At 61.5% G+C, this 25,068-nt stretch carries 30 protein-coding genes and 1 tRNA gene; 7 read left to right on the top strand and 24 right to left on the bottom strand.

Features of this window, described 5'->3' with window-relative positions; genetic code table 11:
- Positions 1-9: 9 nt before the first annotated feature.
- On the top strand, positions 10-510 hold the full coding sequence (gene folK, locus EWH10_RS09250) for a 2-amino-4-hydroxy-6-hydroxymethyldihydropteridine diphosphokinase (RefSeq protein WP_044662072.1): 501 nt from the start codon (positions 10-12) through the stop codon (positions 508-510).
- 45 nt (positions 511-555) lie between these two features.
- A tRNA-Lys gene (locus EWH10_RS09245) sits at positions 556-631 on the top strand.
- 101 nt (positions 632-732) lie between these two features.
- Here the strand turns inward: EWH10_RS09245 and EWH10_RS09240 are convergent.
- The 6 genes from EWH10_RS09240 to EWH10_RS21725 all read right to left on the bottom strand — a co-directional run bounded on the left by EWH10_RS09240 (position 733) and on the right by EWH10_RS21725 (position 8,703).
- Positions 733-975 carry a DUF6961 family protein gene (locus tag EWH10_RS09240; RefSeq protein WP_229742535.1) on the bottom strand — a complete coding sequence of 81 codons (243 nt, stop codon included), beginning with the start codon at positions 973-975 and terminating at the stop codon, positions 733-735.
- A 115-nt stretch (positions 976-1,090) separates the two neighbouring features.
- Positions 1,091-1,939 carry a hypothetical protein gene (locus EWH10_RS09235; protein ID WP_130029972.1) on the bottom strand — a complete coding sequence of 283 codons (849 nt, stop codon included), beginning with the start codon at positions 1,937-1,939 and terminating at the stop codon, positions 1,091-1,093.
- A gap of 570 nt (positions 1,940-2,509) precedes the next feature.
- Positions 2,510-6,988: a hypothetical protein gene (locus EWH10_RS09225; protein ID WP_130029970.1), complete on the bottom strand. Its 4,479-nt coding sequence runs from the start codon at positions 6,986-6,988 to the stop codon at positions 2,510-2,512.
- Positions 6,988-8,088 (bottom strand): hypothetical protein, encoded by a 1,101-nt coding sequence (locus EWH10_RS09220; protein ID WP_130029969.1) that lies wholly within the window; start codon positions 8,086-8,088, stop codon positions 6,988-6,990. Before EWH10_RS09220 ends, EWH10_RS09225 begins: the two co-directional genes overlap by 1 nt.
- Positions 8,089-8,098: 10 nt before the next feature.
- On the bottom strand, positions 8,099-8,557 hold the full coding sequence (locus EWH10_RS09215) for a hypothetical protein (RefSeq protein ID WP_130029968.1): 459 nt from the start codon (positions 8,555-8,557) through the stop codon (positions 8,099-8,101).
- Complete coding sequence (locus EWH10_RS21725; protein WP_165363353.1) at positions 8,554-8,703, bottom strand: ribbon-helix-helix protein, CopG family; 150 nt, start codon at positions 8,701-8,703, stop codon at positions 8,554-8,556. Before EWH10_RS21725 ends, EWH10_RS09215 begins: the two co-directional genes overlap by 4 nt.
- 192 nt (positions 8,704-8,895) lie before the next feature.
- On the opposite strand from EWH10_RS21725, the gene EWH10_RS09210 reads away from it, so the two are divergent.
- Positions 8,896-9,189 (top strand): hypothetical protein, encoded by a 294-nt coding sequence (locus EWH10_RS09210; protein ID WP_130029967.1) that lies wholly within the window; start codon positions 8,896-8,898, stop codon positions 9,187-9,189.
- Positions 9,190-9,314: 125 nt separating this feature from the next.
- On the opposite strand, the gene EWH10_RS09205 is transcribed toward EWH10_RS09210, so the two are convergent.
- The 4 genes from EWH10_RS09205 to EWH10_RS09190 form a co-directional block, all read right to left on the bottom strand.
- Positions 9,315-9,788, bottom strand: a complete 474-nt coding sequence (locus EWH10_RS09205) for a hypothetical protein (protein ID WP_130029966.1) — start codon at positions 9,786-9,788, stop codon at positions 9,315-9,317.
- Entirely contained in the window at positions 9,772-10,368 is a 597-nt protein-coding gene (locus EWH10_RS09200) for a hypothetical protein (protein ID WP_165363352.1), read from the bottom strand. Before EWH10_RS09200 ends, EWH10_RS09205 begins: the two co-directional genes overlap by 17 nt.
- Positions 10,365-11,108, bottom strand: a complete 744-nt coding sequence (locus EWH10_RS09195; protein ID WP_165363351.1) for a TIGR04255 family protein — start codon at positions 11,106-11,108, stop codon at positions 10,365-10,367. The genes EWH10_RS09200 and EWH10_RS09195 overlap by 4 nt, the downstream gene beginning before the upstream one ends.
- A 113-nt stretch (positions 11,109-11,221) precedes the next feature.
- Positions 11,222-11,419, bottom strand: a complete 198-nt coding sequence (locus EWH10_RS09190) for a hypothetical protein (protein WP_130029963.1) — start codon at positions 11,417-11,419, stop codon at positions 11,222-11,224.
- Positions 11,420-11,581: 162 nt separating this feature from the next.
- Between EWH10_RS09190 and EWH10_RS09185 the strand changes: the two genes are divergently transcribed.
- From EWH10_RS09185 to EWH10_RS09170, 4 genes are read left to right on the top strand one after another with little or no spacing between them, the layout of a single operon-like run.
- Entirely contained in the window at positions 11,582-12,094 is a 513-nt protein-coding gene (locus EWH10_RS09185; RefSeq protein ID WP_130029962.1) for a hypothetical protein, read from the top strand.
- A gap of 3 nt (positions 12,095-12,097) precedes the next feature.
- A complete protein-coding gene (locus EWH10_RS09180; RefSeq protein ID WP_130029961.1) occupies positions 12,098-12,313 on the top strand; it encodes a hypothetical protein in 216 nt (71 codons plus the stop codon).
- Complete coding sequence (locus tag EWH10_RS09175) at positions 12,307-12,735, top strand: hypothetical protein (protein WP_130029960.1); 429 nt, start codon at positions 12,307-12,309, stop codon at positions 12,733-12,735. The genes EWH10_RS09180 and EWH10_RS09175 overlap by 7 nt, the downstream gene beginning before the upstream one ends.
- A 2-nt stretch (positions 12,736-12,737) precedes the next feature.
- A complete protein-coding gene (locus EWH10_RS09170) occupies positions 12,738-13,061 on the top strand; it encodes a hypothetical protein (protein WP_130029959.1) in 324 nt (107 codons plus the stop codon).
- A gap of 447 nt (positions 13,062-13,508) precedes the next feature.
- On the opposite strand, the gene EWH10_RS09165 is transcribed toward EWH10_RS09170, so the two are convergent.
- From EWH10_RS09165 to cofH, 14 genes are all read right to left on the bottom strand, one after another.
- Positions 13,509-13,886 (bottom strand): HGGxSTG domain-containing protein, encoded by a 378-nt coding sequence (locus EWH10_RS09165; RefSeq protein WP_130029958.1) that lies wholly within the window; start codon positions 13,884-13,886, stop codon positions 13,509-13,511.
- Positions 13,887-13,889: 3 nt separating this feature from the next.
- Complete coding sequence (locus EWH10_RS09160) at positions 13,890-15,233, bottom strand: AAA family ATPase (protein ID WP_130029957.1); 1,344 nt, start codon at positions 15,231-15,233, stop codon at positions 13,890-13,892.
- Complete coding sequence (locus tag EWH10_RS09155; RefSeq protein ID WP_130029956.1) at positions 15,230-16,204, bottom strand: DUF7146 domain-containing protein; 975 nt, start codon at positions 16,202-16,204, stop codon at positions 15,230-15,232. The genes EWH10_RS09160 and EWH10_RS09155 overlap by 4 nt, the downstream gene beginning before the upstream one ends.
- A 44-nt stretch (positions 16,205-16,248) precedes the next feature.
- Positions 16,249-16,521, bottom strand: coding sequence for a hypothetical protein (locus tag EWH10_RS09150; protein WP_130029955.1), 273 nt, complete (start codon positions 16,519-16,521; stop codon positions 16,249-16,251).
- Positions 16,514-16,903: a hypothetical protein gene (locus tag EWH10_RS09145; RefSeq protein ID WP_188453289.1), complete on the bottom strand. Its 390-nt coding sequence runs from the start codon at positions 16,901-16,903 to the stop codon at positions 16,514-16,516. Before EWH10_RS09145 ends, EWH10_RS09150 begins: the two co-directional genes overlap by 8 nt.
- Entirely contained in the window at positions 16,896-17,096 is a 201-nt protein-coding gene (locus EWH10_RS09140; protein ID WP_207212579.1) for an arginine repressor, read from the bottom strand. Before EWH10_RS09140 ends, EWH10_RS09145 begins: the two co-directional genes overlap by 8 nt.
- Positions 17,093-17,284: a hypothetical protein gene (locus tag EWH10_RS09135; protein ID WP_130029954.1), complete on the bottom strand. Its 192-nt coding sequence runs from the start codon at positions 17,282-17,284 to the stop codon at positions 17,093-17,095. The genes EWH10_RS09140 and EWH10_RS09135 overlap by 4 nt, the downstream gene beginning before the upstream one ends.
- Positions 17,277-17,561: a hypothetical protein gene (locus EWH10_RS09130; RefSeq protein ID WP_130029953.1), complete on the bottom strand. Its 285-nt coding sequence runs from the start codon at positions 17,559-17,561 to the stop codon at positions 17,277-17,279. The genes EWH10_RS09135 and EWH10_RS09130 overlap by 8 nt, the downstream gene beginning before the upstream one ends.
- A 205-nt stretch (positions 17,562-17,766) precedes the next feature.
- Positions 17,767-17,970: a helix-turn-helix transcriptional regulator gene (locus tag EWH10_RS09125; protein WP_130029952.1), complete on the bottom strand. Its 204-nt coding sequence runs from the start codon at positions 17,968-17,970 to the stop codon at positions 17,767-17,769.
- A gap of 120 nt (positions 17,971-18,090) precedes the next feature.
- Positions 18,091-19,032: a hypothetical protein gene (locus EWH10_RS09120; RefSeq protein WP_130029951.1), complete on the bottom strand. Its 942-nt coding sequence runs from the start codon at positions 19,030-19,032 to the stop codon at positions 18,091-18,093.
- 3 nt (positions 19,033-19,035) lie between these two features.
- Positions 19,036-20,301: a tyrosine-type recombinase/integrase gene (locus tag EWH10_RS09115; RefSeq protein WP_130029950.1), complete on the bottom strand. Its 1,266-nt coding sequence runs from the start codon at positions 20,299-20,301 to the stop codon at positions 19,036-19,038.
- Positions 20,302-20,804: 503 nt separating this feature from the next.
- Positions 20,805-21,977 carry an acetyl-CoA C-acetyltransferase gene (locus EWH10_RS09110; protein WP_044662071.1) on the bottom strand — a complete coding sequence of 391 codons (1,173 nt, stop codon included), beginning with the start codon at positions 21,975-21,977 and terminating at the stop codon, positions 20,805-20,807.
- Positions 21,978-21,991: 14 nt separating this feature from the next.
- The gene (gene npdG, locus EWH10_RS09105; RefSeq protein ID WP_044662070.1) at positions 21,992-22,657 is read right to left on the bottom strand and encodes an NADPH-dependent F420 reductase; all 666 of its coding nucleotides are present in this window, start codon (positions 22,655-22,657) and stop codon (positions 21,992-21,994) included.
- Positions 22,647-25,043 carry a 5-amino-6-(D-ribitylamino)uracil--L-tyrosine 4-hydroxyphenyl transferase CofH gene (gene cofH, locus EWH10_RS09100; protein ID WP_371873083.1) on the bottom strand — a complete coding sequence of 799 codons (2,397 nt, stop codon included), beginning with the start codon at positions 25,041-25,043 and terminating at the stop codon, positions 22,647-22,649. The genes npdG and cofH overlap by 11 nt, the downstream gene beginning before the upstream one ends.
- Between the last annotated feature and the right edge of the window lie 25 nt (positions 25,044-25,068).

The raw sequence follows: 25,068 nt of genomic DNA, 5'->3' as shown, positions 1-25,068 counted from the left end.
CGCTGTCCGATGGTCAAGACAAGCACCCGTCATGTTTACGCCCTTGCCCTGGGATCGAACCGGCCGCTGTCGGCGCGGATGACCCCGGCATGCCTGTTGAGCGGCGCGGTTCGCATGATCGCGGAACTGGGCCCGGTTCTCAGCGTCGCTCCCGTCATGCAGACCCGGCCTATCGGGCCGTCGCGGCGCATCTTCGTCAATAGCGCGGTGCTGATGGAGAGTTCCCTGCCGCCCGAAGAGATGCTTTCCGGCTTGCAGGCGATAGAGCGCGCTCTGGGCCGCCAGCGGTTCAGGCGCTGGGGGCCGAGGCGGCTGGACATCGACATCATCCTGTGGTCCGGGGGTCGCTGGAACAGCCGCTCGCTGCGCATTCCGCACCCGGCTTTTCGCGAGCGGGACTTCGTACTGACGCCGCTGCTTGCCATTGCGCCGGGCTGGCGCGACCCCGTGTCCCGACTTTCGATCCGCCATTTGCGTTTCCGCCTGCGAAAAGCGGTTTCTGGAGGTTGACCAGCCGCATCGCCGCCTCTAGTGCGTGCGGACCTCAGGACATGAGGGCCCTTAGCTCAGTCGGTAGAGCAACTGACTTTTAATCAGTAGGTCGCTGGTTCGAATCCAGCAGGGCTCACCACCGCAGTTTTGCGTGGTTTTTGGCACTTTTTCAGACGGTCAAATTTAAGCCTGAAAATGCCTCCAGTAATCACCCGGTAATCACGACCCCATCTTTCCGGGTCATTGTGAAGCGCCTTCCGAGCGCATGAGGCGATCCAGCCGAATCGCAACCTCTTTCCACAGCGCCACCCCCTCGCCCTTCCCTTCGCTGGCAAGCTGACCGATCCTCTCCGCCACCACGACCGGCGCGCACTCGCCATGCTGGCGCAGGACCATCGACGCCATGCCCCATAGCTCCTGATCGCGGGTCATCATCTGGGTAGAATAAAGGAAGGTCGCTAGGCGCGATAGGTTTGCGCGCATTCGTGGCGCCCCTGTTTACCTGACGTAGCGCTCGGCCCGGCAGGATGGCGCATCAATCTCTATACCCGACTTCAAACAGGCGCAGCCCACTCCGCATAATCTCGACGTAGAATTTCTAGTCCGGCTTTTCAGCCTCGATGTCTTTAGGTGAGAGTGGCATCGCTTCTTTAATTCCCAAGATTTTTAGATAGGGTTCGGCCGATAAATCTAATTCAAATCGCAATATTAATGAAGAATAGTATCGGTCCTGTAGCGCGATACTTCCTGTGAATATTTTTCCATTTGCGAAGAAGTGCACATACTCAATCGGAAGATTCTCTGATGCGAAGTAAAAATCACGCTGTGTATTCTTGAACATCTTAAGCGTTCTCACAGTGTGGGATGGAATTGTCGCCCAGTCTCCATCCTTTTCTCCAATTCCTCTCCACCAAAGACGAATAGGGTCCGTAACAAAGTTTCCGTTATCGCCCTGCATTTCAATGATATATGCATCACAAATGTCGGTGGAGCGTTCGGAATCATTGAATACATTAAGGCAAATGAGATCGTCGTAGCCCCTCACGTTGCTCTGAAAATCGCCACTCGCCATCATCACTGTGTTGCCGACATTAAACCGCGACGGTTTGCCGTCATGTGCCGCCTCAACGCGCAGCTTTGGCGTAAGGCGTTCCCTGAAGCGAGCGATGCGCGTCTGTAGCCTCACCTCTCTCTCCGGCAGGGTGATGAAGAGGCGTAGCATGAAATATAGTGGGTAAAGGGCGATTACGGCCCAGATAGCGAGTGACCGTAGGTTCATTTCCATCACAGCCTCTTCCGGGCTGATCTGCGTCCAAATCAGAACAACATATATGAGGAAAAGAAGTATAGCTGGCACCACCTGCTTAAACTTAGCGAGGCCTAGCGCTGCGTTCGTCGCGTGCCAGTTTTCGGCCAGAATATTTTGCCAAATTCCGATTCGGGTCATCGAATGGTCGTGCCCGTTCACTCCTGGTTTGTGGAGTCCTTTCGCTAGCGGAATTAGCTTGAACGCAGCGCAGGGCGCCCCATCGCATGGCTGACTCGACTCCCGGTTGTTCCTCTGCCGTAATGGCGGGGCGATTCGGGGGACTGATATGTGGTGGCATGTAGCATGCGAGGCGCTGAACAATGGCAAGCGGCTCGCTATTACATATGGCGGGTATACAAGGGTCGTTGAGGTTCACACCGTTGGAACAAGCGAAGACGGCAACCCGATCATGAGGGCTTGGCAAGTTCGCGGAGGAAGTCGCAGCAACAATCCCAGCGCGTGGCGGCTATTCCGCCTCGATCGGACTTGGCAGTACGCCATTCTTGATGAACACAGCGAGGCTCCGAGGATCGGGTACAAGCGAGGTGACAGCAACATAGCGCTGATACGCTGTCAGGTCTAACCCGCCGCAGTCGCATTCCCCAATCGGCAGCGCGGGTCCGCTATTTACTGCGCAGTCCGACCAGTGCCCTGTCTTTTCAAATCCTGTCATTTGCCTTGCCCTCTGGGTGTCCAATTGAACTGGACTCATTGGATCGTGAATCCAGGTGGCGGCGGAGGGATCGAGAAGCCCGGAGGGGGTGGCGGAATAGATCCCGCACCGACGCCCATATTCTCCTTCGCCAGCTTCCGGGCCGCCTTGACGATCTTGTTCACAGCCTCCTGCTGATCGTCACCCGGCATCGCCGTCCAATCCGGCGAACCGATCAGCCCGGCAATGTCATTGTAGCTGGTCGCGCCAGCCATCTCCCGGAACCGCCCATATTCTTCTGGCGTCATGTCCTTGCGGACGAAGGACGGCACAGTGACATCGGCATTCAGCAGGGCATTGTTGACCGGATCGCCTTGGCGCGTCGAAAGCCAGACGGGCGACACGATATCAGGACCAACCCCGCCTTCGCTGGTGACAGGACGGCCCCACACGTCCCGCTGCACCGGCAGGGACTGCGACATGCCAGGCACGCGGCGGCGCACAGCATCAAGGATCGTGTCCGCCTCCCGGAGCGTCGGATCAGCCGTCCGCGCCAACTGTGCGACGCCGGCTGGCACGGCCAGCGAACCCGCCGTGCGCTTCATCCAGCTATTGGCATAGCGGCCCGGATCGTTCACCGCGTCCACCAGATCGCCCAGCCCGGAAAGCCAAGTCTTGCTGGAAAGATTCTGCATGACAGAGGCCGTCACCAGCAGGGCCACGTCCTCGCGCTGCTTCTCGGTCATGTGATCCTGCAGCTCGACCATTCCCGCCGCCACGCCGAGGGTGGAGGCGAAGGGATCGAGGCGCTGATAGCTCAGATATTCGTCCCCGATCTTGATGGAGTAGGGTTGCCAGCCATCTGCAAGCATCAGGGCGCGGGCCTTTTCGTCGGCTGGGCCGTTGCCGGTCACAAGCCCCTGCGAAGCCAGTTCCATCACCAGCGCGCCGACACCCGATCCTACCATGGCGCGGGCAACAGCAAGATCGCGCTTCGCCCCGCCTGCGCGGAAGTCGCGCCGCCATTCCGACAGCAGCGGCGCAGCGGGTGAGCGCTCCAGCGAGAATTTCAGGAGATTGGTAGGCGTCCGCACGAACGGCAGAACCATCTTCATGACCGGGCTGGAATTGCTCAACATCGTGGCGGCCCTGCCCACCTTACCCAGCGGGCGCTGGAAGGTCAGATAGCGGCCATAATCGAATGCCTGCTCCAGCATTTCATCGGTAGGATTCGCGACCAGTTCAGCAGCTCGGCGCTTGCCCGCGTCACCCCGCAACCCTTCCGCCGCGGCCTTCCGGACGGCAAGCCCGTTCAATTCCATCCGCCGCGCCATCGCCTTATATAGCTCGTCCGCCGAGGACAGGAGCCGCGTGGGCGTGCGGATGATCTTGCCTTTCACGCCGCTGATGGCGTCCTGATGCACGGTATCGACCTTCCCCGCGAAGTCCGACGCCTCGCCCGTCCGCAGGGTACGCGCCGCCTGTCGCAATCCATCCTTCACGCCCTGGATCAGCCCGACCGATCGCGCCCCCAATTCGGAGAACAGCACACGGTCAGCAACCTTGCCCCGCGCCGCCAGATTGCGGACGCCGCCGAAGGACGCGGCAATGGCATGCTCCGGAATCTGCGCAAGCGCCGTCATGGTGTTGGACACGGCATTGACCACATGCGTTTGCGGCCCCGACAGAAGCGAGTTGATCCACAGTTCCTTGAACTTGTCGCCCCATCCCGGCTTGAGCGCATCGCGAGCGGCGCGGTTCACTGAACCCGGATCGGTCTTGTCGCCTTCAAGGATCAGGTCGGCGGCATCCTTTAGACGATCCTTGCCCCCGCCACCTTCCGACAGGGCGTTGAGGACATTGCCGCGCACGTTGCGGCCATCGGCCACCATGCGGAACTGCGCGAGCGTGCGACCCGCTTCCGCCGTCGCCCCGGCAATCTGCTCCTGAATGGCAACGTGACGGACCAGCGCTTGCCGGAAGGCAGATAGCGCCTCTTCGCCGGGATCGTCCATCCGCTGGATTCGCCGCGCCATGTTCACGAGTTCGTTGCCCGACTTGGCGAGGATTTGACGGGCGGCCAATGCCTCCTCCGCGTTGAATGCCTGCCCCTTGCGCCGCGATAGCAACTGGTCGGGCGTCATGCCCAATTCATCGGCAAGGCTCTGCGTCTCAGCCTGAGTGATGCGACCGCGGCGGGCGGCGTCGAATCCACCCGTCATGCGATCGACCTGGCTCAACGCCCGCTGGATGGATTGTGGGCTGTCCAGCTTCGACAGGCGGATGTTGCCCGCGAAGTCCGGAGCCTGATCGCCCCATTCCTCATAGGCCGACAGCGGCGGCTGGTTCGCCTCCAGATCGTCCATGCTGACGGGCTGGCCGCGATCCTCCGCAAGGGGCGTCCCCCGATCCCTCGCCCGTTCGACCGCAAACCGCTGATCGCGGGCAGCGTTGAAGGCGTCGACCTCCGCCAGATCATCAGGACGGAAAGACCGATTGACGCCCCGGTTCGTGTTGTCGACCGCATCGAGAAATTCCCCGATGGTTGGGCGCTCCGCATGGTCGGGGAAATAGCCCGAACGCCATGCAAGGTCCGCCGCCTGATCGAGCGGCATGCCGTTCTCATTGTCCACCAGCCTGCCGAAGCGCTGTTCCCCGCGTGAAAAGTCCAGATCGCGCCCGGCGTTGTCCGTGATCCCCAAGGCCCGCAGTTCGCCGCCCTGATCGATCACGCCGCCTTGGCTGCGCAGGAAGGTGACAAGATCGGCAGGGCCGCGCTTCGGCAACATCCGCCCCGGATCGTCGCCACGCGGCAACATGCGGCTTTCCAGCGCCGATGCTTCATTAGGCGCCTTGATGGTGGGATATAGCCCGGCACCGATCGATGCGGCCTCTTCCTGGCTGGCAACGACATTGGAGGGCAGCGGCAGAAGGTCAGCAGGGTTCACCCGCTCCGCCATAGCGCGGCGCTGCATCTCGGTTGCGGGATCAAGCAATGGACGCGGCCCTGCGTTCACGTCGATGCGGTCGACAAGGCGCGGCGAGGTGATAGAAGGCATGGGCGGAACACCCTCCGCCGTCATGCCCGCCACTGTCGGTTGGGCCGACAGCGGAGGCATCTCCGGCACGTTGATGCGAGGCCGCTGGCTTGCTGCTGCATCCGCCGCGCTCTGTCCCCGAAGCTGGGCAATGACGCGCTGCGCGACAGGGCCAACCTCTTGCGCAAGCGCCCCTGTCCCATAGCCAAGGGCGCCACCTGTCAGAGCGCCGACGCCAGCAGATGGCAGACGGTCGATCACGCCGCCCTCGCCGGAGCCGAACCCAGCGAATCCACCTTCGATAGCCCCAGCCTGCGCCAGCCTCAAACGAGCCGCCGCCTGTGCAGCTTCCTTCGCCGCGAACCGCGATCCGCCCGCCCTCAGAGCTTGCCGGGCAGCAGCAAGGCCGACGCCTTCCACCGATGCACCCGGCAGCACAAGGCCGCTCGCAAGTTGGCCGCCGAAGCGCGCATAGGGATGGTTCGCGTCGTCATAGGCAAGGATGCTGCGGTTCTGGTCAATGTTGTTGTGCAGGATATCCGCGAAGCGTCGATCGCTGTCCCAGACATTTTCGCGCCCCGGCGTCAGGCCGAGCGAGTCCACTACGCCGCCCATCTCATCAAGCATGTTGATGGGGTCCGACAGGCCACGGACACCAGCACCTATCGCGCCATCGCCCTGATTGGTCAGCAGGCGGGGAGGCTCCGCTGCATAGCGGATGGTCGGATCGGCGCCGCGCTTCGCACGCTCCGCATAGGATTTGCGCGTCGTCTCAGGGTCGATGATGAAGCCGTTCGCCTTGGCATAGGCAAGCAGATCATCAGGCGTGGATTTGGGGTCCGTCCAAATCTTCTGATAGCCCTCCGCGATCTCCGGGCGCAGGCCTTGAAAGGGCGTGGGATCATCGAAGAACACGGCGCGGCTTCCGGGCGTCGGCGCGTCCTGCCATTCCGGCTGCGCCCAAGGATCAGGTTTCCCCTTCCGATAATCGGCGGGATTCTGAAACTGGCCAGCGAAGGCCCCGCGATGGTTGAGGCGTGCGCCACGCTCGGCCTCCATGTAGTCCGTAAGGAGCGGACTGCCCTTCAAATATTGCGGCGTAGCGAGCGCCAAGCCTTGATCCAGCAATCCCCGCCCAGCATCAGCGCCACCAGCAGACAGCGAAACCACCGGGCGCCCATAGGTGCTGGAGCCTGTCGGCGTCACGGTCGCATCAGGGCGAAGATAGGGGATCAGCGCAGCGCGGGACTGCTGGCCGAGCGGGACAAGCTGTCCGCCCTGCATGCCCTGCTGATCCAGCTCAAAAGCATCCGCGCCGAACAGCCGGCCATTCTGCCCACTGTTGAGCCGGAACGTGTCGCCGTCATGGGCTTCGCCTGTGGGCACCAGATTGAACCCCGGAGGCGGAGGGGGCACACCAGCGCCAAAGCTGGGCGCAGCCGGTTCTGGCTGGTCGATGATCCGGAAGCCGGGAGGCGGCGGAGGTGCGCCAGCCATCAGCCTACCGGCCTCCACGCTTTGCCGTCCCACTGGACCTTATTGCCCTTGGCGTCGGTCGCAACAGGATTGCCGCCACCGGACGAGGATCCTGCGGACTTGCCGCCAGTTCCACGACCGCCACGGCCATAGAGGTTGAAAATTTGCTGCTCGCCCGCTGTCAGGGGTTCACCACGCGCCACCTTCGCGAAGATCGGCGCATAGACTTGCCCGGTCGAACGCGGCGGCCCACCACGGTTCCCTCCACCCGAACCGCCAGCGGGCCGAGGATGGAGATTGGAATAGGTCGGCATGCCCCGCAGCGCGGCGCGGTTGGTCTGCCTGATCCCCTCCATGGAGACGCGGTTGCCCTGGCGGAGATTTTCCATTTCCCTACGACCGGCAAGAGCGGTCGGGCCATTACCCCGCAATTGATAATCCTGCACAGCCTCGTTGTATTCGTCGGTTCCCGGTTCGAGTCCCAGCGTGGCGGCATATTCCTCAAAGTCGGCAGGGCCGTCATAGATGACCCTCGCAACATCGGTGGCAGGATCATATTCCACCTGATCCCGGCCCGATGCGAAATAGCGAGGCTGCTTCGCCTTCCAGTCCCTGTCCTCAACCGCCCACTGGTGATCCTGCTGCCGCTGCGCGTCCTGCCGGTTCCATTCCGCCTGCTGCTGCCTCTGCTGATAGGCCATCTGTTGCTTCCGCTCCATGGCTGGGGCGAAGATCGGGCGCGCTCCGTTCATCTGGAGCATCGCATCAGCGATTGCGCCAATGATATTCCGGCCCGTACCACCCTCGCCAAAGAAAGCAGGCTGCTTGGGCTTAACGCCAGGCAGCGGCGTCATGGGCACAAATTCCGGTCTCGGTCGGTTTTCTGGAAGGACGGGCTTTTGCAGCGGCATGTCGAGCGGCATCAGCGATACAGGCCCCCGCTGACCATCAGCAGGCGAAGGGGCGGACATTGCGCCGGGCTGGCCGTCACCGATTCCGGGAGTCCAGTAAGCGGGATTGGCGAGCAGGCCATAAGGAACCTTCGGCCCCGGCTCCTCTGCGCCGATCCCATAACCCCCACTGACACGCTGCCTCATCTGCGGCGCGCCAAAAATGCCCATGGGAATGCCGTTAGAACCCAGCATCAACAGTCTCCTTGATCTTCTTCGCCATGTTGGAAATGCGAGGGTTCAGCATCTCGGAAACTGCATTGAGGCTGATCGCAGCATCTTCATTGCCGCGAGACGCTAGGCCGTCCAGAATTGTGACGACCTCCCCCAGCAGGAAATTGCCATATTCCTGTCCTTCGCCGTCCATCCCCCAAAATTCGGACAGATAGGCCAGCGCGGCGGTTAGCTGGATCGCGTCCTCTTCCTCTCCATGGCTAGCGGCAAGACGCGCCCAGATCATCGCCTCCACGGCATGACCATGCGCATAGGCTAAGGCATTTGCCGCCACCTTCTCGGCCATGCTTTCCAGCGCATAATCGCGAAGTTTCCGCTGCGCATCGATGTCTCCACGCGCCGCCGCCGCCGTCAGTTGGACCGCCTCCATGCCCAGGGCGGCATTGGCTTCGAAGTGTTCCATCATGCCGCGTCCCTCACTTCCTTGCGCACAGCATGGCGCAGCAGTTCGGACAGGCTGACCCCCTGCCGCTTCGCCTTTGCAGAGGCGGCGGCAAGCAAGGCCGGATTGATCCGGAAGGCGGTAAGCGATGTGTGGACCTGATCCCGCATAGAGCATGCTCCTTTACGGGTATTATAATACCACTCATGTTATACAGGAGCAAAGAAAATCGGGGTTTCTGCCGAGTCGTGGCGGTAGCCATGCAGGCCCAAATGTCGCCCATGCGCCAGATCGGGACAGCGCCGCTGCCGGGCTTGTCAGCTTGCGGCAGTCATGGGAAATTCGGCCGGGAGGAATGAACCATGGGCAAATTTTCAGGCGGCATCGAGGCGAATGCGGGAAAGGTTGCAGAGGCGGTTGAAAGGTGGAAGGCAGGCATTGCTTCCCTCGCACTGCTGGTGGCGCTGGGCGGCGCTGCTTTCCTTGTCGCCGCTATACCGATGACGGGCGCGGCGGCCCTGTTCGATGCTGCTTATCTAGCCTCGACCGCCAATATCGCAGGCGTGGCAGCGGTGGCCGTCTTCCCTTGGCTAATCACCAATAAGAACGTTTCGCGGGCACTCCGATTGATCTTAGGGCTAGACTCGCGCCAGTGACGCCGCCCGGGAATCGCGCTGATCGCTTTCTTGCTACTTGCTTCGCGGTTTATGTTGAACGCCGGGGCAACGATCAGCTACCGGGTGAGGGATTGCCGTTGAAGTCCTTATAAGGGCAATAATCCTCAGGGCCGCATATCCAGTTCTGTGACGGCGATGTGTTCAGTAAAAACCTCTCTCGCCAGTGCGTCGAGCAGGCGTCGATCCTCATCGCTGAACTGGTGCAGTTCTACGTGTCCGGTGTTGGGGCCGTCTGGCGCATGGACTATCCGAATCTGTTTCCCATACTCCGCAGATTTGGACCGAACCTGCCCAGCAGTCCCCATAGCGAAATACGCAGTATTACCAATCTTCTTGGATGGGAGGGAATCTCGATAGGCGCGAGCAGCGACGGATAATGTCGCATGAGATTTTTCACCGTAGTGCTCGACCCAAGTGCACGATAGACCGCCCTTGTCTTCGGGTCGGATTTGGAACGCGATATCAAGAATACCGAGAAATTCGTTGGTCTCGGCATCGCGGAGCTGTTTGGAATAGGGGGCCAGCCGCATCAGATGGTCATCATCTGAAACGGCATCCGGACTATAGTTTTTGCTCAAGCCATACCTTCGGATTGTATGGAGCTATAACCTCGGGAATACGAGCAATGGTCGAATTTCCGGCAGCTCGCTCCCACAAGCCCTCCAACTTTCGGCTAACAAGCCAATCGGCGCTGCCCTCCGGATGAAACTCAATCGTCAGCCGATCCTCCCCGCTCTGCCAAACAGCTACAAGGTTGCCTTTGGCAGAAAGAGCTAGTCCCGGCTTCGAATCGCTTTTCGTCAGAAGCATGAACCGGATAAAGCCCTTGTAGGAATCCAGGGCCACAGGAAATTCTTCACCGGCCCACTCGTCAGTGTCGTGGAGCCGATCCAGTTGCTTGAAATAGCGGCGGCGCGCATCGTCATTCAGATGCATCGCCACTCGCGACGTCCATATCTTGGCTGCCGCCAGCGCCTCAAAAACGCGGGCCTCCAGCGATAACTCCTTGTTCTGGGCATGAGTCGCTGCCGTTTTAAGCGTTCCTCGATGGCCAGACAAAATGTTGTCAAGCGTCAGGCCCGATTGCGCCATACTGGAAGAGGAAACCAGAACTTCTCGCTGCCGAAAGTCGCTGAACAAGCTTTGTTCCATATTCACTTGTCGAACATCCTTCGAGCTTCATCGCGAATGGACATCTCAAAAAATCTGTTCTTCGCGCGTCTCATTTCCTCTAATTTGATGAAAATCTCATCAATGCGCAAGGGAATGTTTTGGGATGCGACAACGTCAACATCCAAGATAAATGCCCCCGTGTTCGGAACCTCAGGAGAAACAATAGCGGACTGTAAGATTGCAAGAAGATCACTGTCAGGTACCTGATACTCAAATCGCCAAGCATAATTTTTGACAGATTGGATGCTTTCGGGAATATCGATGTTAATTGCCAAATACTCTCCGTAGGGAGCGCCGCCATCTTTGTTCAACGGAACATCGATGCGGTTTATATAACGGACACCAATCCGATCTAACCTAAACGGCCCAACGATCTTGTGCACCTCTTCAGCATCGGATCGAACTCGCTCAATAAAACTATCCCATCCAAGGTAAGGAGCCAGGCGAGACCAGGTAAGCGTTTGCTGTTGAATAACAGCTATGTCTGCTTGATCTTCGGACGATAGCCGGATGGTTGGCTTAGTTGAAAAATCCGCGTGCTGGGCTTCAATGTTGAACTGAAACTCCACATTCTGGCCGTCCAATTGATTGGCGTAGGATCGTTTCAGGCGCTTTCCGATCTTCGAAAGATCAGCATCGGGCAATCCGTTTGCGAACCGAAATTCGATGACCGCTTCGATTATCGGAGGAGCAGTGTACTGGGGATCGCTGGCTCTCTCATTCACAATCCGAAACTCCGATGGACAGTGCGAATGCACCTGCGGCTTTGACTCTTGTTCGTCAATATCTGGTGTTCGGATACTCAAAAAGCTACCCGTGAGAGCAACGCGCTTTCCAACTACACGCCAGCCTTTGGTTTGTAAGCTGACTTGGGCAGCTGAATTTCGCTCAGTCCCACATGGGCGCGGACCTCGTTTACCGCCTTGGTAAGCTGTTCGATCTGCTTTTGCATTAGCTCAAATTCATATGTGCTGGATGCGGCCTCTTTCAGCCGTTTGCGATAAGCCGCTTGGCGCTCGGCATTGCTCAGAACCATAAAACCTCCGTCACGTAACGGAGAGGCGCTAACACACAATTCGTTACGTAACAACTCTTGACCGCCTGCGTTAACCTCGTTACGTAACGAAGCAGCCGAGACGGAAGCTACCAACAACCGCCCCGGCCTGACCCCAACCCCTGACGAAGAGGGATTGAAGCTATGCACGAAGTATCAACTTCGCGGCGCGAAGTCATGCGCGCTCTGATTATCGCACCGTCCATAATTGCGACACCTGTTGCCGCCAGCGCCGCTACCGGGCTGGTCTGCATTCCGACTGCTAACCGGGGCACATGGGATGCCGTGATGCAGCAATTCACCGCCGCGAAGATAGCGGGGGCGGAATATGACCGCTCCCATGTTTTTCCCCTCTATGAGGCCATGAAAGCAGAGTTTGGAAGCTTTGCTTTGTCAGGCGAGGGGCCGATGCGGGAGCGCTGCTTGGCGTGGCGCAGCGCGCATAACTTTGGCGCCATCACCGATCAGGCCGAAGCATATGCGGATGCGGAATACGACGCTCGCGTCGAACTGTTGCGGATGCCAGCGCCCGATCTGGCAGCGCTGCGCTGGAAGCTGGATGAGACGTTCGCTGATGACGAGATCGCCCTTTGGTGCGACGACATCGCAGACGCAATCCGGGAGGACATCCTCCGCCTCATGCCAAAGGGGGCTTGAGCCATGCACATCGCGAACAACAATCAGGGGGCTGCGGCCTCCTCCAACGAAGCGCGCCTGAGCGACGCCGCTCCCGAACTGCTGAAGGCACTCAAGGACGCGCAGGAAGCGCTCGCCATGTGCCAGCCTCGCACCGATCACGGCGCGAAGTGCCAACGCGAGGCCATGGAGAATGCTCGCGCCGCTATCGCGAAGGCTACTGGAGGTGCGCCATGCTGATCTACCGGCAGAACTATTCCGCCCTGGCGCATGCACGGCCAGCCATCCAACCCGATCCCGATATTGAATGGATCAACAGCCGATTGCAGGAGAAGCGCGAACGAATTTCGTCCGTGCCCACGCTGGCAACCGTCGCAACCCCTCAGTCCGAGGTTCAGCAAACCGATGGACCCACACCGCGCCGCGTGACGGTTCCCAAAAGTCGCCTTCCCGCGGCGCGGCCTGTTCGTGAGTCATCCAATTATGCGCCCCCGATCCTGATGGAGATTGAGCGAGTCTTGAAGCGCACCGGCATGTCAGCGACGGCATTCGGCAAGGGTGCTGTAGGTGACAGGCGATTGGTGAGCGATCTTCGCAGGGGCCGCGATCCATCCTCCCGCACGGTCGCCCGCATCCGGGCCTTCATGGAAAGGGAGGGCTGACCATGGCGAGCAAAGCACCACGCGCCAGACCCTACCAGCCGCGCCGGAATCGCACATGGCGCCGCCGCCGTGATCGGCGCGCCGTCCAACCCGTCCCGACGCTGGCGGCCCTGCTGACGGTCATTCCGAGCCTATCCCGTCCAGAGCTCGGGCGGCTGGTTCAACGGATGATCGATCGCATGGACGAAATGGATGGCGATCCCGATCTTGAGCAGGAAGGAATGGAAGACGATTGGGTCCGCCACAAGGCCAATGGGCCCGGATGCCCCATAAGCGATCCGGGCGGCTGCGAACATGACGGGCGCGAATTGGAAGACGCCCTTTAGTCGCCACCCAATGCCCCGGTTCGAAAGGATCGGGGCGTTTCCCGTTCATCGACTGAGCGATTCAATCCGAACTCACTGATTCGAATTGTCAATTTCCGCTCAGGTCACGCCGACAGGATAATCGCCCCATGCGGTACAGCCTTATCATCTTCGCCCTTACGCTGGGCATCCTTGGCGTCGTCGCCGTCGACGCCATGTTCAGCGCCGCCACCAGCATCATGCAGAGCGCGGTGACGCTACCGCAGTAAAAGGCCATACGGAAAGCCTGTCGCATCGTGGGACGGGCTTTACCACCAATGGTGGGAGTTGGATCACCGGCAGGAATTTGCGCCATGGTGTCGCAAAATCAGCGCCCGCCGATCCGCCTTTTATGGTGTCCGGAAATTCCTTTTCGGCGTCCGGAAATTGGCCCCCGTATGGACTCTAAAAATTCCTACTTTATTCGCCCTATGACTTCCCGCGCTTTAGACGCCCCAGCTTGAGGTTTTCGAGCGCCCTTGCGCGGCCTTCCGGGGTGCGGGGTCCGGTGGACATGCCGCCATGCCAGATGCACCGCCCGTTCGCATGCAGCGCCGTCATGCCGCAGGGCTTTCCTGATCGCGTCCGAGCGCCACAAGTCAGGCCGATGAGATAGGATGGACGCCCCTCCCGATAATAGCGCCCCGCATCCGCCGCGGCCTGTTGCCGCTCGCGATGTTCCCGGAACAGCTTGCGCCTTTCATCGTCCGGGAGCCTCGCCGCGTCCTCCTCCGCCACGCGCATGCGTTCCGCCCATTCCCGCAGATCGGTTTCGATATGCGCCAGCGCGGCAAACGTCCTGCCCATGGATCAATCTCCCCGCCTTTCCCAACTCGAAAAATCGACTGTCCGGATGCTCGATTCCTCCTTCATGTCGGTGGGCGCGGCGGCCTCAGAGGCCGCGCCCGATATATTATATATAGGGGGGGGGATGCCGCAGTAGGTCGCCGCAGTATTTTCAATGACTTGCGAGGGGGGTTGCCGCAGGTCGCCGCAGGGGGTTGCGCGGGGGGTCGCCGCAGGGGTTGCCGCAGCCGCGATACCCCTCTTCCACTTGCGATGATCGTCCTGCCAAAGCTGCTGATCGAGCTTGATCGTGCCCAGATGCAGCAGCCGTTCCAGCGCCCTTTCGAACGCCTTAAGACCCAGCCCGCGCCCTTCGATCATCTTCGCGAAAATGGACGGCGCATAGTTCGAGCCGTTGACGTGGGACACATTGCGGCGATCCGTCGTGCATTTCTCAAGGCACTTCATGAAGCGGTCATTCTCCTCTGCCGCCTGCGCAGCGGACGCGAGATCAGCGCGCTTGTCTTCGGGCAGATCGTCGTCGCGGATCAGCGCGAAGTCGTGCCAGCGGAACCGCAATTCCTCGCCCTGGCGCGCATAGTTCGCCTTGCCGAGCGTGGCCACGCGCTCGTCGGGATCGTGGCTGTCTTCCGACCTGCCAATGAAGATTTGCGAGCGAACCGCGTTCAGCCACGCCGTGGAGCCGGAATAACTGTCCCCAGCCTTGTTGCTGTGCGCTACAAGGATGACCGTGACGCCCAGATCAAGGCACAGCGAATAGAGCAGATTGACGAACTGCGTCACCTGTTGTCGGTCATTCTCGTTCCCGCCGAAAAGGTGGGCAGCATTGTCGAGAACCAGCAACCGCGCCCCCGTCTTCATCAGGGTAGCTTTCAGCGACAGGAAGGTATCCAGCGGATGAAGGACGCCCCGGTCATCAAATGCGCCCAGAACATTGCCTAGGCGGCCCCGGAGGCTCGACAGGTGCAGTTTCCCCGTCAGGTCGGACAGATGCAGCCCCAGCGCCCTGCAAATGCCCTCCTGCACCCAATGGAGCCGCCCCTCATCATCTTCGCATGTGATATAGAGCGCGCTGCATTGCTGAACCTCCCGGCCCAGCATAGGAACGCCAGCAGCGCAGCATGTGGCAAGCTGGTGGCCGAAGGTGGATTTGTTCGCGCCGCCCGCGCCGGTCAGGAGGGTCAATTCTCCAGAAGGGATGAAACCCGGCATGATGAACGGCTTTGGCGTGGCCTGCGTCACCGCCCAGATGTTCAGGTCTGCAAGCGGCAGCAGTTCAGCGACAGGAGCCGGGGACAGGCTGACTTCGTTTGCGCGATCGAGCCGCGCCGCAGGAGATGCGCTCATTTTCGCGCCTCCATCAGTTCCGCGTTAAAATCCTTGAAGCCGTCGAGCGGCGCCAGAGTCCGGACGCGCAGTCCGCGAGCCAGATGGCGCTGCGCCGTCCTCTCGGCAGCGTCCCGGCCGGATTGGTCGGCATCGTGCCCGATCACGACTGAACGCACCGCATCGGGCAAGAACAGCTTGTCCATGGATGGATCGCCCGTCACCGCCCAGACAGGAAGCGCGGTCAGTTCGATCAGGCTCAAGCCATCCTCCACGCTCGCGCACAGCCCCATCTCCGGAGCGACAGGGCTAAGGCGGATCGCGCCCCCGGCCAGCACGCCCAGACTGAATTTTACCTTCCCGCCTGGCAGATCAGCCTTCCCCCCGGATTCGGTGAGAAAGATACGATGAACGGCCTGAGGATCGCCGTTAGGCGACTGCACCAGCGCCACGAGGCAGGGGCGACATGCATTCCTGAACCGGAGCCGCGCAAAGCGGAGGCAGTCGGGCAGCGGAATGGTGATGGCACGGCGGCGCAGATAGGTCTCCGCAGGGGTGCCCGACAGAGGACCGGAATTGGCCCAGATCGCGGCCGCCTCGTCTATCCGCTGCTGCCTCTCGCGATCATCGCCCGAAGGCTCGCGAACCGGGACTTTCGGAAGCTGACCGCCATCGAGCAGGGAAAGCGCTTCGCCATAGCCGACACGATGCAGGGCCATGACAAAATCCACCACATCGCCATGCGCGCCGCAGCCGAAGCAGTGATACCGCTGGTCCGGATAGACCGTGAACGAGGGCGAATTGTCCTCATGAAACGGGCACGCGCCTTTCAGCAGATTGCCCGCCCGCACCAGTTTAACCGCTGCCCCGGCCACGGCCGCCAAGGGATTGGCCCCGCGCAGCCGATCGAAGTCTATCGGGGGCAGTTCGGCGCGTCCCCACTTGGCGCCATATCTGGAATAGTGACCAGCCACGACCGTTTGTTGTTTCATCGGCCCCGCACGATAGGCAGGAGTAGCCGAGTAGGAAAATTCCCTCATCGCCCGACGCCTCCCGCCATATGGGCCAGGATAGCATCAGGGATATAAACCTCTGCTTTCCCGTCCAATTCCTCGCGGTTCAGCCGGTGGGCGGCACCTATGGCCGCCTCCGCGCTGTTGAAGGTTGAGAAAAATCCCCAGCTATTCCCGGAGCGGCTTTCGTGCCCGATCTCGAAATGCTGGGGGTCCCCCATCCAGATATGAATGGTTCCGCCCGCCGCAGGCTCTTGCGCTGCATCGGGACGGACGAAGGCGACGACATCACCCATGGTCCGCCTCCATCTTCGGAGCCAGTTCCCGGATCACCCAGACCACCGCCCTCTTGCGGCTGGAGGGATTCATCCGGCGCTTGCCGCTATCTGCAATCAGGCCCTTGGCCTTCAGTTCCGAAAAGCGAGGCTGGACGGACACGCGACTTTCGGCAAGCAAATCCGCCGCCTCTTCCGGGGTCAGCCCATTAGTGCCACGGCCCTTCACCGCATCGAACACTCGACGCTGAAGGCCGCCCAGCCTCCCATTGATCGCTTCGGCGGCTTCCCGGCCTGTTTCCGCCGTTCCCTTGAAGCCAGCATTGTTCGGATAGACATGGCCGGGAGAGGAATAGCCGCCTGCACGGCTCGCATGGAATTCACGGTCGAAAAGATCAGACATTTTCATCTCCCTCGACAGGAGGAAGCCCGGCCCGGTCGAGCAGCTTGGCAAGCCATTCAGCCTGCGCCGGGGTCATGGGCGTGGGATCGACGGCGAGTTGACCGAGGAAGGAACCAGCCTTCCGCGTCAGGCGCTCGCCACGGTTGAGAAGCGCCAGGGCCGCGGCGCTATGGTCGATGAAGGGGGCCATCATGCCTCGCCCCCTTCCGCTGTCTGGTCGATGATGGGCCAGCCATGGGCAGCGTGCCGGGCATCGGCGCAGCGCTTAGCTTCGTCGTGCTGGCGAAATTCAAGGCTGGGCCATGAGACCGAGCGCGGCTCAAAGCTGACGATGAAGCGGCCACCGATCGCGGCCTTGCTGATGACGATATGGTCAGGCATTGCCAGCGCCTCCTTCACCGCGAAGGAATGCGCCAGCGGCGGCAGATGCTTCCCGCTCGCGCTTTGCCATGACGACGAGCATGCCGCCGATCCCGGCCAGCATGGCAGCATCCTCAAGGCCAATCTTGCCGCGATGGTCGGCAAGAAACTGCGCGAGTTGCTGGGCGGATTCGAGCCAGAAGCCCGACACATCCCAACCATCCGGAAGGACAATCTCATGCAGCATGATCGACAGCATTTCCGCCGCTTCGGGCGTGACCATTTGGGGATTAGGCATGACGTCCCTCCCCGAAATGGAGGGACAGGATCAGGTCGCCAACGCTGGGCAAAACGTGGTGGCGCTGCATCAGCAGTTGCGCCCGCCAGTCTGAACCCTTATCCTTGTCTGTGCTGTTGAGAGTGTTTTTGAGGGGGCCGTTCTTGCCGGGGCGGCCCTTTCGTTTTGGGGTGCTATCGGCGCACCGTGCCGTAACGAGCGGCATTCAGGCGGCAACCTCGCTGGTCGAATTGTACTGGCGCTTAGCGGCCCACGCATCGGCCTGGGCAGGGTCATAGCGCACCAGACGGCCTAGCTTGATGAACGGCGGGCCATCACCGCGACAACGCTGATTGGCGAGAGTTTTTCGAGCAATGCCCCAGCGGTCCGCGAGATCAGATTCCGTGAGAAGTTTATTCTGGCTCTGCATTTTAACCTCCAGCCCTCGCGGGAATGCGAGGGGAATGGAGGGACATTCAGGGACAGCTAACCCACGAAATAGACGGCATGAAATTGCCGTCGCCATTTCATTTCATGGTGATTTTCGTGGCTATTCCGTGGACACAACGCCTTCTTTGTGGTGGCGATAACCTTCTCGAATATTGTTCTCTATCGTTCCCACTCCCGGCGCCCGAAGTCCGGCATTGCTTGGGTCGCCCTTGAAGAGTTGATGCAGGGCCGAAGCCTCAGCTTTGACGCTAGATAAATCCACTTCGCCTGACGCGCAGCGGTTCGCGAAGAGCGCCAGAACGATGTGCATGGATGAGGGACGGCCTGCCCCACCGGAACGATCCGACTTAAGTGACGTCAATGACCCATCGGCGTTTTCCACGGTCACAGATATTTGCCTTTTGAGGCGGTCCATAAAGCTGTCGGCCACGTGCAGCGTCACGTCACTATCCTGCGACCTACCCTCCCGATGGGGTTCAATTCGGATGCCTTGCGCAGCATGCATAAGGCTCTCATCTTCAACGAAGATCGGAATATCAAAGCGTTGATTATAGACCGCCAGGTCTTTCGGACTCGTCGGCCGCTGCATCAAGTATCCGCCCATGGAGTTCATAGCACATGCATAAATCCGGTCCCGCGCCACATCGGCAGGGCAGTTCCACCTTTCTCTTTTAACCGGTCGCGGCTCGCCATTAGGGTCTTGCATATAAAACCGGAGAATGCCCGCAGCCGCGAGCCGGTGCATCCAGTAGAGCACATCATTGTGCCGTCCAGCCTCCGCTGGCGATAGGGATGCAATGCCCGCAGCTTCAGTGCTGGTCCATTGCTCCCAATGCCCTCCCCATCGATCCGCATCAAAGATGACGCGACCCAGAATTTCAAACACCTCTGGTATCGATTTGTAGCCGGGCGGCACCTGATGATGCAGCCGATAGTTCTTCCACTTATTCATCTCGCCTCCGCTGGCGATCCGCATTGGCGTTGACGGCGCGGCAGGCTGGTGCGGAGCCAGCTTTTCGGCGGCCAAACCTAGCCGCGCCATCTGTCACGCCCGCGCAGCCGCGAGCGGAACAACATTGGTCTTATCAGTGGGGGTCAGGAGCTTGGCAATATGCGCCGCCCACGCATCGAGCGCGGATCGCTTTTCCGGACCCCAATCATGACGCTGGTACACGCCGGCAACGCCGGACTTCGCGCCGCTGACATGGTTCAGGATTGCTTCGGTCACTTCGAACCGGACCCCAAGCCGCTGCATCCCTGTCGCCAATGTCCGGCGCAGATCATGAAGCCGCCATGGCGCGATCTTGATAGGCTCCTCTTCCTTCGCGCCTAGCGCCCCGGCTTCCCTATCCACGCGCCTCTTGGCGCGAGAGAACCCGCTGACAGGAGTTTCCCCGGTGGTGGTGAAAACCAGCCCTGACCGTGGCCACTTGCCCTTCTTGCCTTTCGACAGCGAATCCAGTTCTACCATTGCGAGGTCGGACAAAGGCACCTGTGACGCCTCGCCATTTTTGGCCCGTTCGGCGGGCAGCGACCACATAGCCGCCGATCGATCCAGTTCCGACCATTCCAGCCCGGCGACCTCTTCGACCCGTTGCCCGGTAATTATCAGCAACCGGAACAAAGAAGCGAAGGGAAATTCCATCTTCTCGGTCCCAAGCCAGACAAGCCGCAATTCGTCATCCGACAGAAAGCGGTCGCGCTTTTGCGGAAGGGCTGGAGCCTCAACCCCATCGAGCGGAGATGAATGAAGATCGCCTTCGCTGACCGCCCAGCGGAAAAGGCGCCGCAGAACGGCGAACAGGTTGCGGCACGTCGCCAGCTTCCTTCGGGCAGGCGCAAGGACTGCGCGAATATCGGCGCGGGTGATGTCCGGCAGCGGCTTTGACCCGAGGACCGGCTTTGCATAAAGGCGCAGCAGGCTCTCGCCGTCTTTGTGGGACCGCTTCCAGCGGACCTTCAAGCACTCCTCAACAAACCTGTCGGCATAATCGGAGAAGGCGAGATCGACGGCCTTGCGCTGGCGGTCCTGCTTCTCCGCCTGCGGATCGATTCCCTGCCGGATCAGGATATGGAGCCTGTCGGCCTCTCGCCGCGCTTTTTCCGGGGTGAGCGCGCCGTGCTTACCGATGGTGTAGCGGCGCGTCTTCGCCCCCCTGCCCCCGATCCGATACTGGAACAGGTAAATCTTGGCACCGGCTGGCGTGACCTTCAGCCCGTAGCCCTTGATCTTGTCGTCCCATAGCATCTTGTCGGTTGCGCCGGGATGCGTGGCATCCACAGTGGCCTTGTTGATCGTGCCTGTCGCCATGTGCTTACTAGCCCTTCTCTCAGTAAGCACATTAGCGGGAACGAGAGAGAACATCAAGGAAACGGAGGGATAAGCATTCGCGGCTTTACGCCATACAGGTTGCGCGAACCCCGCAGAAGTCCTAGACCTGACCAGCTAACTTTTAATCAGTAGGTCGCTGGTTCGAATCCAGCAGGGCTCACCACCACCTTAGTGGGGATCGCCGCTTCAATCCGGCCTCACTCGACCGCCTTGATCACGAGCGCGGCGAAGCACCATATTTCGATTGAAACCAACAGGCCGAACAAAATGCCGAACATGGCATCAGGCTTCAGAGCGTCGTCCATCTGCCCTCTCCATTTCTTTCTGGAAGATGAACGGCTTAACCGTGCGTCTGGTTCCCGGAGCGTTTCGACGCACAGCCTCGGTTCACCGCATTGGCGATTATCGCCATGCGGGGCCTTTCTCTCGCGGTTCAGCATTTTGGGTGCGGGAGGGCGCCCGCACTCCGTCGTTCCGTCTCGTCAGAGCCTTTCCACTATGGTCACATTGGCCATGCCGCCTGCTTCGCACATGGTTTGCAGCCCATAGCGGGCGCGCCGGTCGTGGAGAGCGCTGACCAGCGTCGCCATCAGCTTGGCGCCCGATCCGCCCAGCGGATGGCCAAGCGCGATCGCGCCGCCATGGACATTGAGCCGGGCGGGATTGGCGTCCAGCACTTGCGTCCAGGCGAGCGGCACCGGGGCGAAGGCTTCGTTGACCTCATAAAGATCGATGTCGGAAAGCTTCATCCCCGCCCGGGCAAGCGCCTTTTCGGTCGCGGGAATAGGCGCTTCCAGCATGATGACGGGATCGTGGCCGAGCACCGTCATCTGGTGCACGCGGGCCAGCGGGGTCAGGCCGTGCGCCTTCAGGCCCGCTTCGTTGACCACGAGCAGCGCGGCGGCGCCGTCGCAGATCTGGCTGGCGCTGGCGGCGGAGATTACGCCGCCTTCGGCCAGCAGCTTGACGCTGGCGATCCTGTCCAGGCTGGCGTCGAAGCGTATGCCTTCGTCGACCTTGTGGACGACCGTTTCGCCTTCCGGGGTGACGACTTCGAGGGGAATGATCTCTGCATCGAACTTGCCCGCCTGCGTCGCGGCGGCGGCGCGGCGATGGCTTTCGAGCGAATAGGCGTCCAGCACATCGCGGGTCAGGCCATATTTCTTCGCCAGCATCTCCGCGCCGCCGAACTGGCTGAAGGGCTGGTTCGGGTAGCGCGCCTCGATGCCGGGGCTGCGATAGGAGCCGAAGCCGTGCTTGGCGGGCAGCGTCCAGGGCAGGCCCATGGGCACGCGGGTCATGCTTTCGACGCCGGCGGCGATCACCACATCCTGCACGCCGGACATCACCGTCGCGGCGGCGAAGTGCAGCGCCTGTTGCGAGGAACCGCATTGGCGGTCGACATGGGTGCCGGGGACGGATTCGGGCAGGCCTGACGCAAGGACAGCGTTGCGGGCTATATTCGCGCCCTGCTCGCCGCCGGGGCAGGCGCAGCCCATGATGACATCTTCTACGGCGGAGGGATCGATGCCGGATCGTTCGACAAGGCCTGCAAGGACTTTGCCCGCGAGATCGGCGGGGTGGACGGCGGCGAGGCGGCCGCCCCGCTTGCCGCCGGCGCTGCGGGCGACGGCGGCGATATAGGCTTCTGCCATCAATCTTCTCCTGTTTAGACGCCGGTGATGCGGATGCCGGAGCCGGGGACTTTATATTTGCGGTTGAGGGCGATCAGGACGGAGGTCAGCCCCTCCGCCACGACCGAATTGCACAGCGGGCCTGCATTCCAGGCGCGCAGGCCGATTTCCTGCGCCAGCGCGACCACCGTGTCGGCGGCTTCGCTGTCGTCGGCGCAGACCAGGACGTCGCATTCGATTTCCTCGTCCAGCCTGGTCAGGTGATGGGCGCTGATATTCTGGAAGGCGGAGACGACGCGGACCCCCTCGCCCAGCATTTTCTGCACGGCTTCGACGGCGGAGCCGCCTTCGGGCAGTTGCACGCGGCTGACTTTGGGCGGGACCAGAGGTACGGTCACGTCGATCAATATCTTGCCCGCCAGCGCCGGTTCGACGTCCTTCACCGTCGATTGCTGCGCAGCATAGGGAACCGCGAGGACGACGATGTCGGCCTGCGCGGCGGCGTCCGGGTTGGCGGCGCCGGTGATGGCGCCCTCGCCCAGAACTTCGTTCATCTGGGCGGCGGCTTCCTGCGCGCGTTCGGCGGTGCGGCTGCCGATGATCACTTTATGGCCCTTATGCGCCCAGCGGAGGGCGAGGCCGCCGCCTTCCTTGCCGGTGCCGCCGAGGACGGCGATGCTCGCCAGAGCTTCATTCTGCATAGGCTAAACTCTCCTGTTCTTTTTGACGCCTGCGCGGAGGCGTGAGGATCATGGGCGTGAGTTCCGCGGCATCCATGCCGCGGTCGTGAATAGGCTGCGCGACCGCGCCATAGGCGGTGCTGCGCTGGCGCGGGGTGCGGCCGAGCGAGCGGATCAGCGCCTCCATTGCGGCGGGGGGCATTTCCTGGCCATGCTGCGTTCCTGCTGCGCGGGAGATGCTCTCGTTCATCAGCGTGCCGCCAAGGTCATTCGCGCCGGAAGTGAGACAGGCCTTCACCCCCTCCTCGCCCAGCTTGACCCAGCTTGTCTGGATCGAGCGGATATGCGGGTGCAGCGCGAGGCGGGCGACGGCGTGCATCAGCCGGACTTCGCGGAAGGTCGGGCCGTGGCGCGCCTCGCCACGCAGGCCCATGGGCGCTTCCATATGGACGAAGGGCAGCGGCACGAATTCGGTGAAGCCGCCGGTGCGGCGTTGCAGGTCGCGGATGCGGATCAGATGGCGCGCCCAGTGGCGGGGCGTGTCGACATGGCCGAACATGATGGTGGCGGTGGTGCGAAAACCGACTTTGTGCGCGGTTTCGATGACGTCCAGCCATTGATCGGTGTCGAGCTTGTCGGGGCAGATGATGGCGCGGACCTCATCGTCCAATATCTCCGCCGCCGTGCCGGGGAGCGTGTCGAGACCCGCCTCCTTCAAGCGGGTGAGGAATTGTTCGACCGTCAGGCCCAATGTCGCCGCGCCTTGCGATACCTCCAGCGGCGAGAAGGCGTGGATGTGCATCTCCGGCACGGCGGCGCGGACGGCTTTGGCGAGGCCCAGATAGGTCTCGCCGGTATAATGGGGGTGGATGCCGCCTTGCAGGCAGACTTCCGTGCCGCCGCGATCCCATGCCTCCCGGGTGCGGCGGAGGACTTCCTCAAGATCGAGATCATAGGGCTTGCCGCGCAGTTGCTCCGCCTTGTCGCCCTTGGAGAAGGCGCAGAAGCTGCATTTATAAAGGCAGATATTGGTATAGTTGATGTTGCGGTTCACGACATAGGTGATGGCGTCGCCCATCACCTGTTCGCGCAAGGCATCGGCGCTGTCGCAAATATGTTCAAGGTCGGTTTCGCGGGCGGAGAAGAGGGTCGCGATCTCCTCTTCATCCAGCAGGGCGCCCGCCATGGCGCGGTCGACGATGGCGGCGATCCTGGGATCGACCGGCAGGGTCGAGGGACGCGTGATGCGGGGCTCCAGCGCTATGCCGGGGGACCATCTGTCCTCGCGAGCGAAGCCCTCCGCATCGGCATGGGCGAGGATGTGGCGCACCATCGCCTTGTCCTGCCAGCGCGCATTGTCCTGCGCATAGGCGGGATAGACCGGCAGGCGGGCGACGAGCATCCGCCCCTCCCCTTCGGTCGCCATGCGTAGGCGTTCGACTTCCGGCCAGGGCGCTTCGGGGTTCACATGGTCGGGCGTGACCGGCGAGACCCCGCCCCAATCGTTGATCCCCGCCGACAGCAGGCGCGGGAAATCGGCGGCCGACAGGTTCGGCGGCGCCTGGATGTTCATCTGCGGCCCCAGGATCAGGCGGGCGGCGGCGATGGTCCAGAGCAGTTCGTCCATGTCCGGTTCGGGCGCATGGGCCATCACCGTGCGTTCCTTGGCGCGGAAATTCTGGACGATGACTTCCTGGATATGGCCGTAGCGCTGGTGCAGGTCGCGGATCGCTTCCAGCGCTTCGATCCGCTCCGCGCGGGTTTCACCGATGCCGATCAATATGCCGGTGGTGAAGGGAATGTGCAGTTCGCCCGCCAAGCGGATCGTCTCCAGCCGCGCCGCCGGTTCCTTGTCGGGCGAGCGATAATGCGCGCCGCCTTTCCGGCAGAGGCGGTCGGAAACGGACTCCAGCATCAGGCCTTGCGACACGGATACGCGGCGGAGCGCAGCCATTTCCTCGCGGGTCATCACCCCGGCATTGATATGCGGGAGCAGGCCGGTTTCATCCCGCACCAGCGCGGCCATTTCGATGAGATAGGAAATGGTGCTCGCATGCCCCAGCCGCACCAGTTCCTCCCCCGCCGCGGCGAAGCGCAACTCCGGCTTGTCGCCCAGCGTGAACAGCGCCTCGGTGCAGCCCGCCGCCCTGCCCGCGCGGGCGACGGCCAGCACTTGCTCGCGGGTCATATAGACGTTCTCGCCGGGCCGGGGCGGCTGGGAGAAGGTGCAATAATGGCAAAGATTGCGGCAAAGCTGGGTCAGCGGAATGAAAACCTTGCGCGACCAGCTCTGCACCCGGCCATGGCCCTCATCGCGCAGCGCGGAGGCGGCGGCGAGCAGGTCGGCCAAGGGCATGTCCAGCAATGCCGCCGCCTGTCCGCTCATCCCGTCCCTGCCTGTCATCATCCTCTCCATCATCTTGTCCTTGCGC

The sequence above is a fragment of the Sphingobium fuliginis genome, assembly GCF_004152845.1.
In the GTDB taxonomy this organism is placed as follows: domain Bacteria; phylum Pseudomonadota; class Alphaproteobacteria; order Sphingomonadales; family Sphingomonadaceae; genus Sphingobium; species Sphingobium fuliginis.
This window is presented reverse-complemented; position numbering and strand designations above follow the sequence as displayed.

Bases quoted from the DNA above. Each gene is read 5' to 3' on its own strand.
- cofH (WP_371873083.1), bottom strand. From the start codon at position 25,043: ATGATGACAGGCAGGGACGGGATGAGCGGACAGGCGGCGGCATTGCTG.
- EWH10_RS09225 (WP_130029970.1), bottom strand. From the start codon at position 6,988: ATGGCTGGCGCACCTCCGCCGCCTCCCGGCTTCCGGATCATCGACCAG.
- EWH10_RS09240 (WP_229742535.1), bottom strand. From the start codon at position 975: ATGCGCGCAAACCTATCGCGCCTAGCGACCTTCCTTTATTCTACCCAG.
- EWH10_RS21725 (WP_165363353.1), bottom strand. From the start codon at position 8,703: ATGCGGGATCAGGTCCACACATCGCTTACCGCCTTCCGGATCAATCCG.
- EWH10_RS09150 (WP_130029955.1), bottom strand. From the start codon at position 16,521: ATGGGTGATGTCGTCGCCTTCGTCCGTCCCGATGCAGCGCAAGAGCCT.
- npdG (WP_044662070.1), bottom strand. From the start codon at position 22,657: ATGCAGAATGAAGCTCTGGCGAGCATCGCCGTCCTCGGCGGCACCGGC.
- EWH10_RS09130 (WP_130029953.1), bottom strand. From the start codon at position 17,561: ATGCCTAATCCCCAAATGGTCACGCCCGAAGCGGCGGAAATGCTGTCG.
- folK (WP_044662072.1), top strand. From the start codon at position 10: ATGGTCAAGACAAGCACCCGTCATGTTTACGCCCTTGCCCTGGGATCG.
- EWH10_RS09180 (WP_130029961.1), top strand. From the start codon at position 12,098: ATGCACATCGCGAACAACAATCAGGGGGCTGCGGCCTCCTCCAACGAA.
- EWH10_RS09170 (WP_130029959.1), top strand. From the start codon at position 12,738: ATGGCGAGCAAAGCACCACGCGCCAGACCCTACCAGCCGCGCCGGAAT.
- EWH10_RS09160 (WP_130029957.1), bottom strand. From the start codon at position 15,233: ATGAGCGCATCTCCTGCGGCGCGGCTCGATCGCGCAAACGAAGTCAGC.
- EWH10_RS09155 (WP_130029956.1), bottom strand. From the start codon at position 16,204: ATGAAACAACAAACGGTCGTGGCTGGTCACTATTCCAGATATGGCGCC.
- EWH10_RS09165 (WP_130029958.1), bottom strand. From the start codon at position 13,886: ATGGGCAGGACGTTTGCCGCGCTGGCGCATATCGAAACCGATCTGCGG.
- EWH10_RS09115 (WP_130029950.1), bottom strand. From the start codon at position 20,301: ATGGCGACAGGCACGATCAACAAGGCCACTGTGGATGCCACGCATCCC.
- EWH10_RS09110 (WP_044662071.1), bottom strand. From the start codon at position 21,977: ATGGCAGAAGCCTATATCGCCGCCGTCGCCCGCAGCGCCGGCGGCAAG.
- EWH10_RS09145 (WP_188453289.1), bottom strand. From the start codon at position 16,903: ATGTCTGATCTTTTCGACCGTGAATTCCATGCGAGCCGTGCAGGCGGC.
- EWH10_RS09235 (WP_130029972.1), bottom strand. From the start codon at position 1,939: ATGACCCGAATCGGAATTTGGCAAAATATTCTGGCCGAAAACTGGCAC.
- EWH10_RS09215 (WP_130029968.1), bottom strand. From the start codon at position 8,557: ATGATGGAACACTTCGAAGCCAATGCCGCCCTGGGCATGGAGGCGGTC.
- EWH10_RS09120 (WP_130029951.1), bottom strand. From the start codon at position 19,032: ATGGCGCGGCTAGGTTTGGCCGCCGAAAAGCTGGCTCCGCACCAGCCT.
- EWH10_RS09210 (WP_130029967.1), top strand. From the start codon at position 8,896: ATGGGCAAATTTTCAGGCGGCATCGAGGCGAATGCGGGAAAGGTTGCA.
- EWH10_RS09125 (WP_130029952.1), bottom strand. From the start codon at position 17,970: ATGCAGAGCCAGAATAAACTTCTCACGGAATCTGATCTCGCGGACCGC.
- EWH10_RS09135 (WP_130029954.1), bottom strand. From the start codon at position 17,284: ATGCCTGACCATATCGTCATCAGCAAGGCCGCGATCGGTGGCCGCTTC.
- EWH10_RS09190 (WP_130029963.1), bottom strand. From the start codon at position 11,419: ATGGTTCTGAGCAATGCCGAGCGCCAAGCGGCTTATCGCAAACGGCTG.
- EWH10_RS09175 (WP_130029960.1), top strand. From the start codon at position 12,307: ATGCTGATCTACCGGCAGAACTATTCCGCCCTGGCGCATGCACGGCCA.
- EWH10_RS09220 (WP_130029969.1), bottom strand. From the start codon at position 8,088: ATGGGCATTTTTGGCGCGCCGCAGATGAGGCAGCGTGTCAGTGGGGGT.
- EWH10_RS09185 (WP_130029962.1), top strand. From the start codon at position 11,582: ATGCACGAAGTATCAACTTCGCGGCGCGAAGTCATGCGCGCTCTGATT.
- EWH10_RS09140 (WP_207212579.1), bottom strand. From the start codon at position 17,096: ATGATGGCCCCCTTCATCGACCATAGCGCCGCGGCCCTGGCGCTTCTC.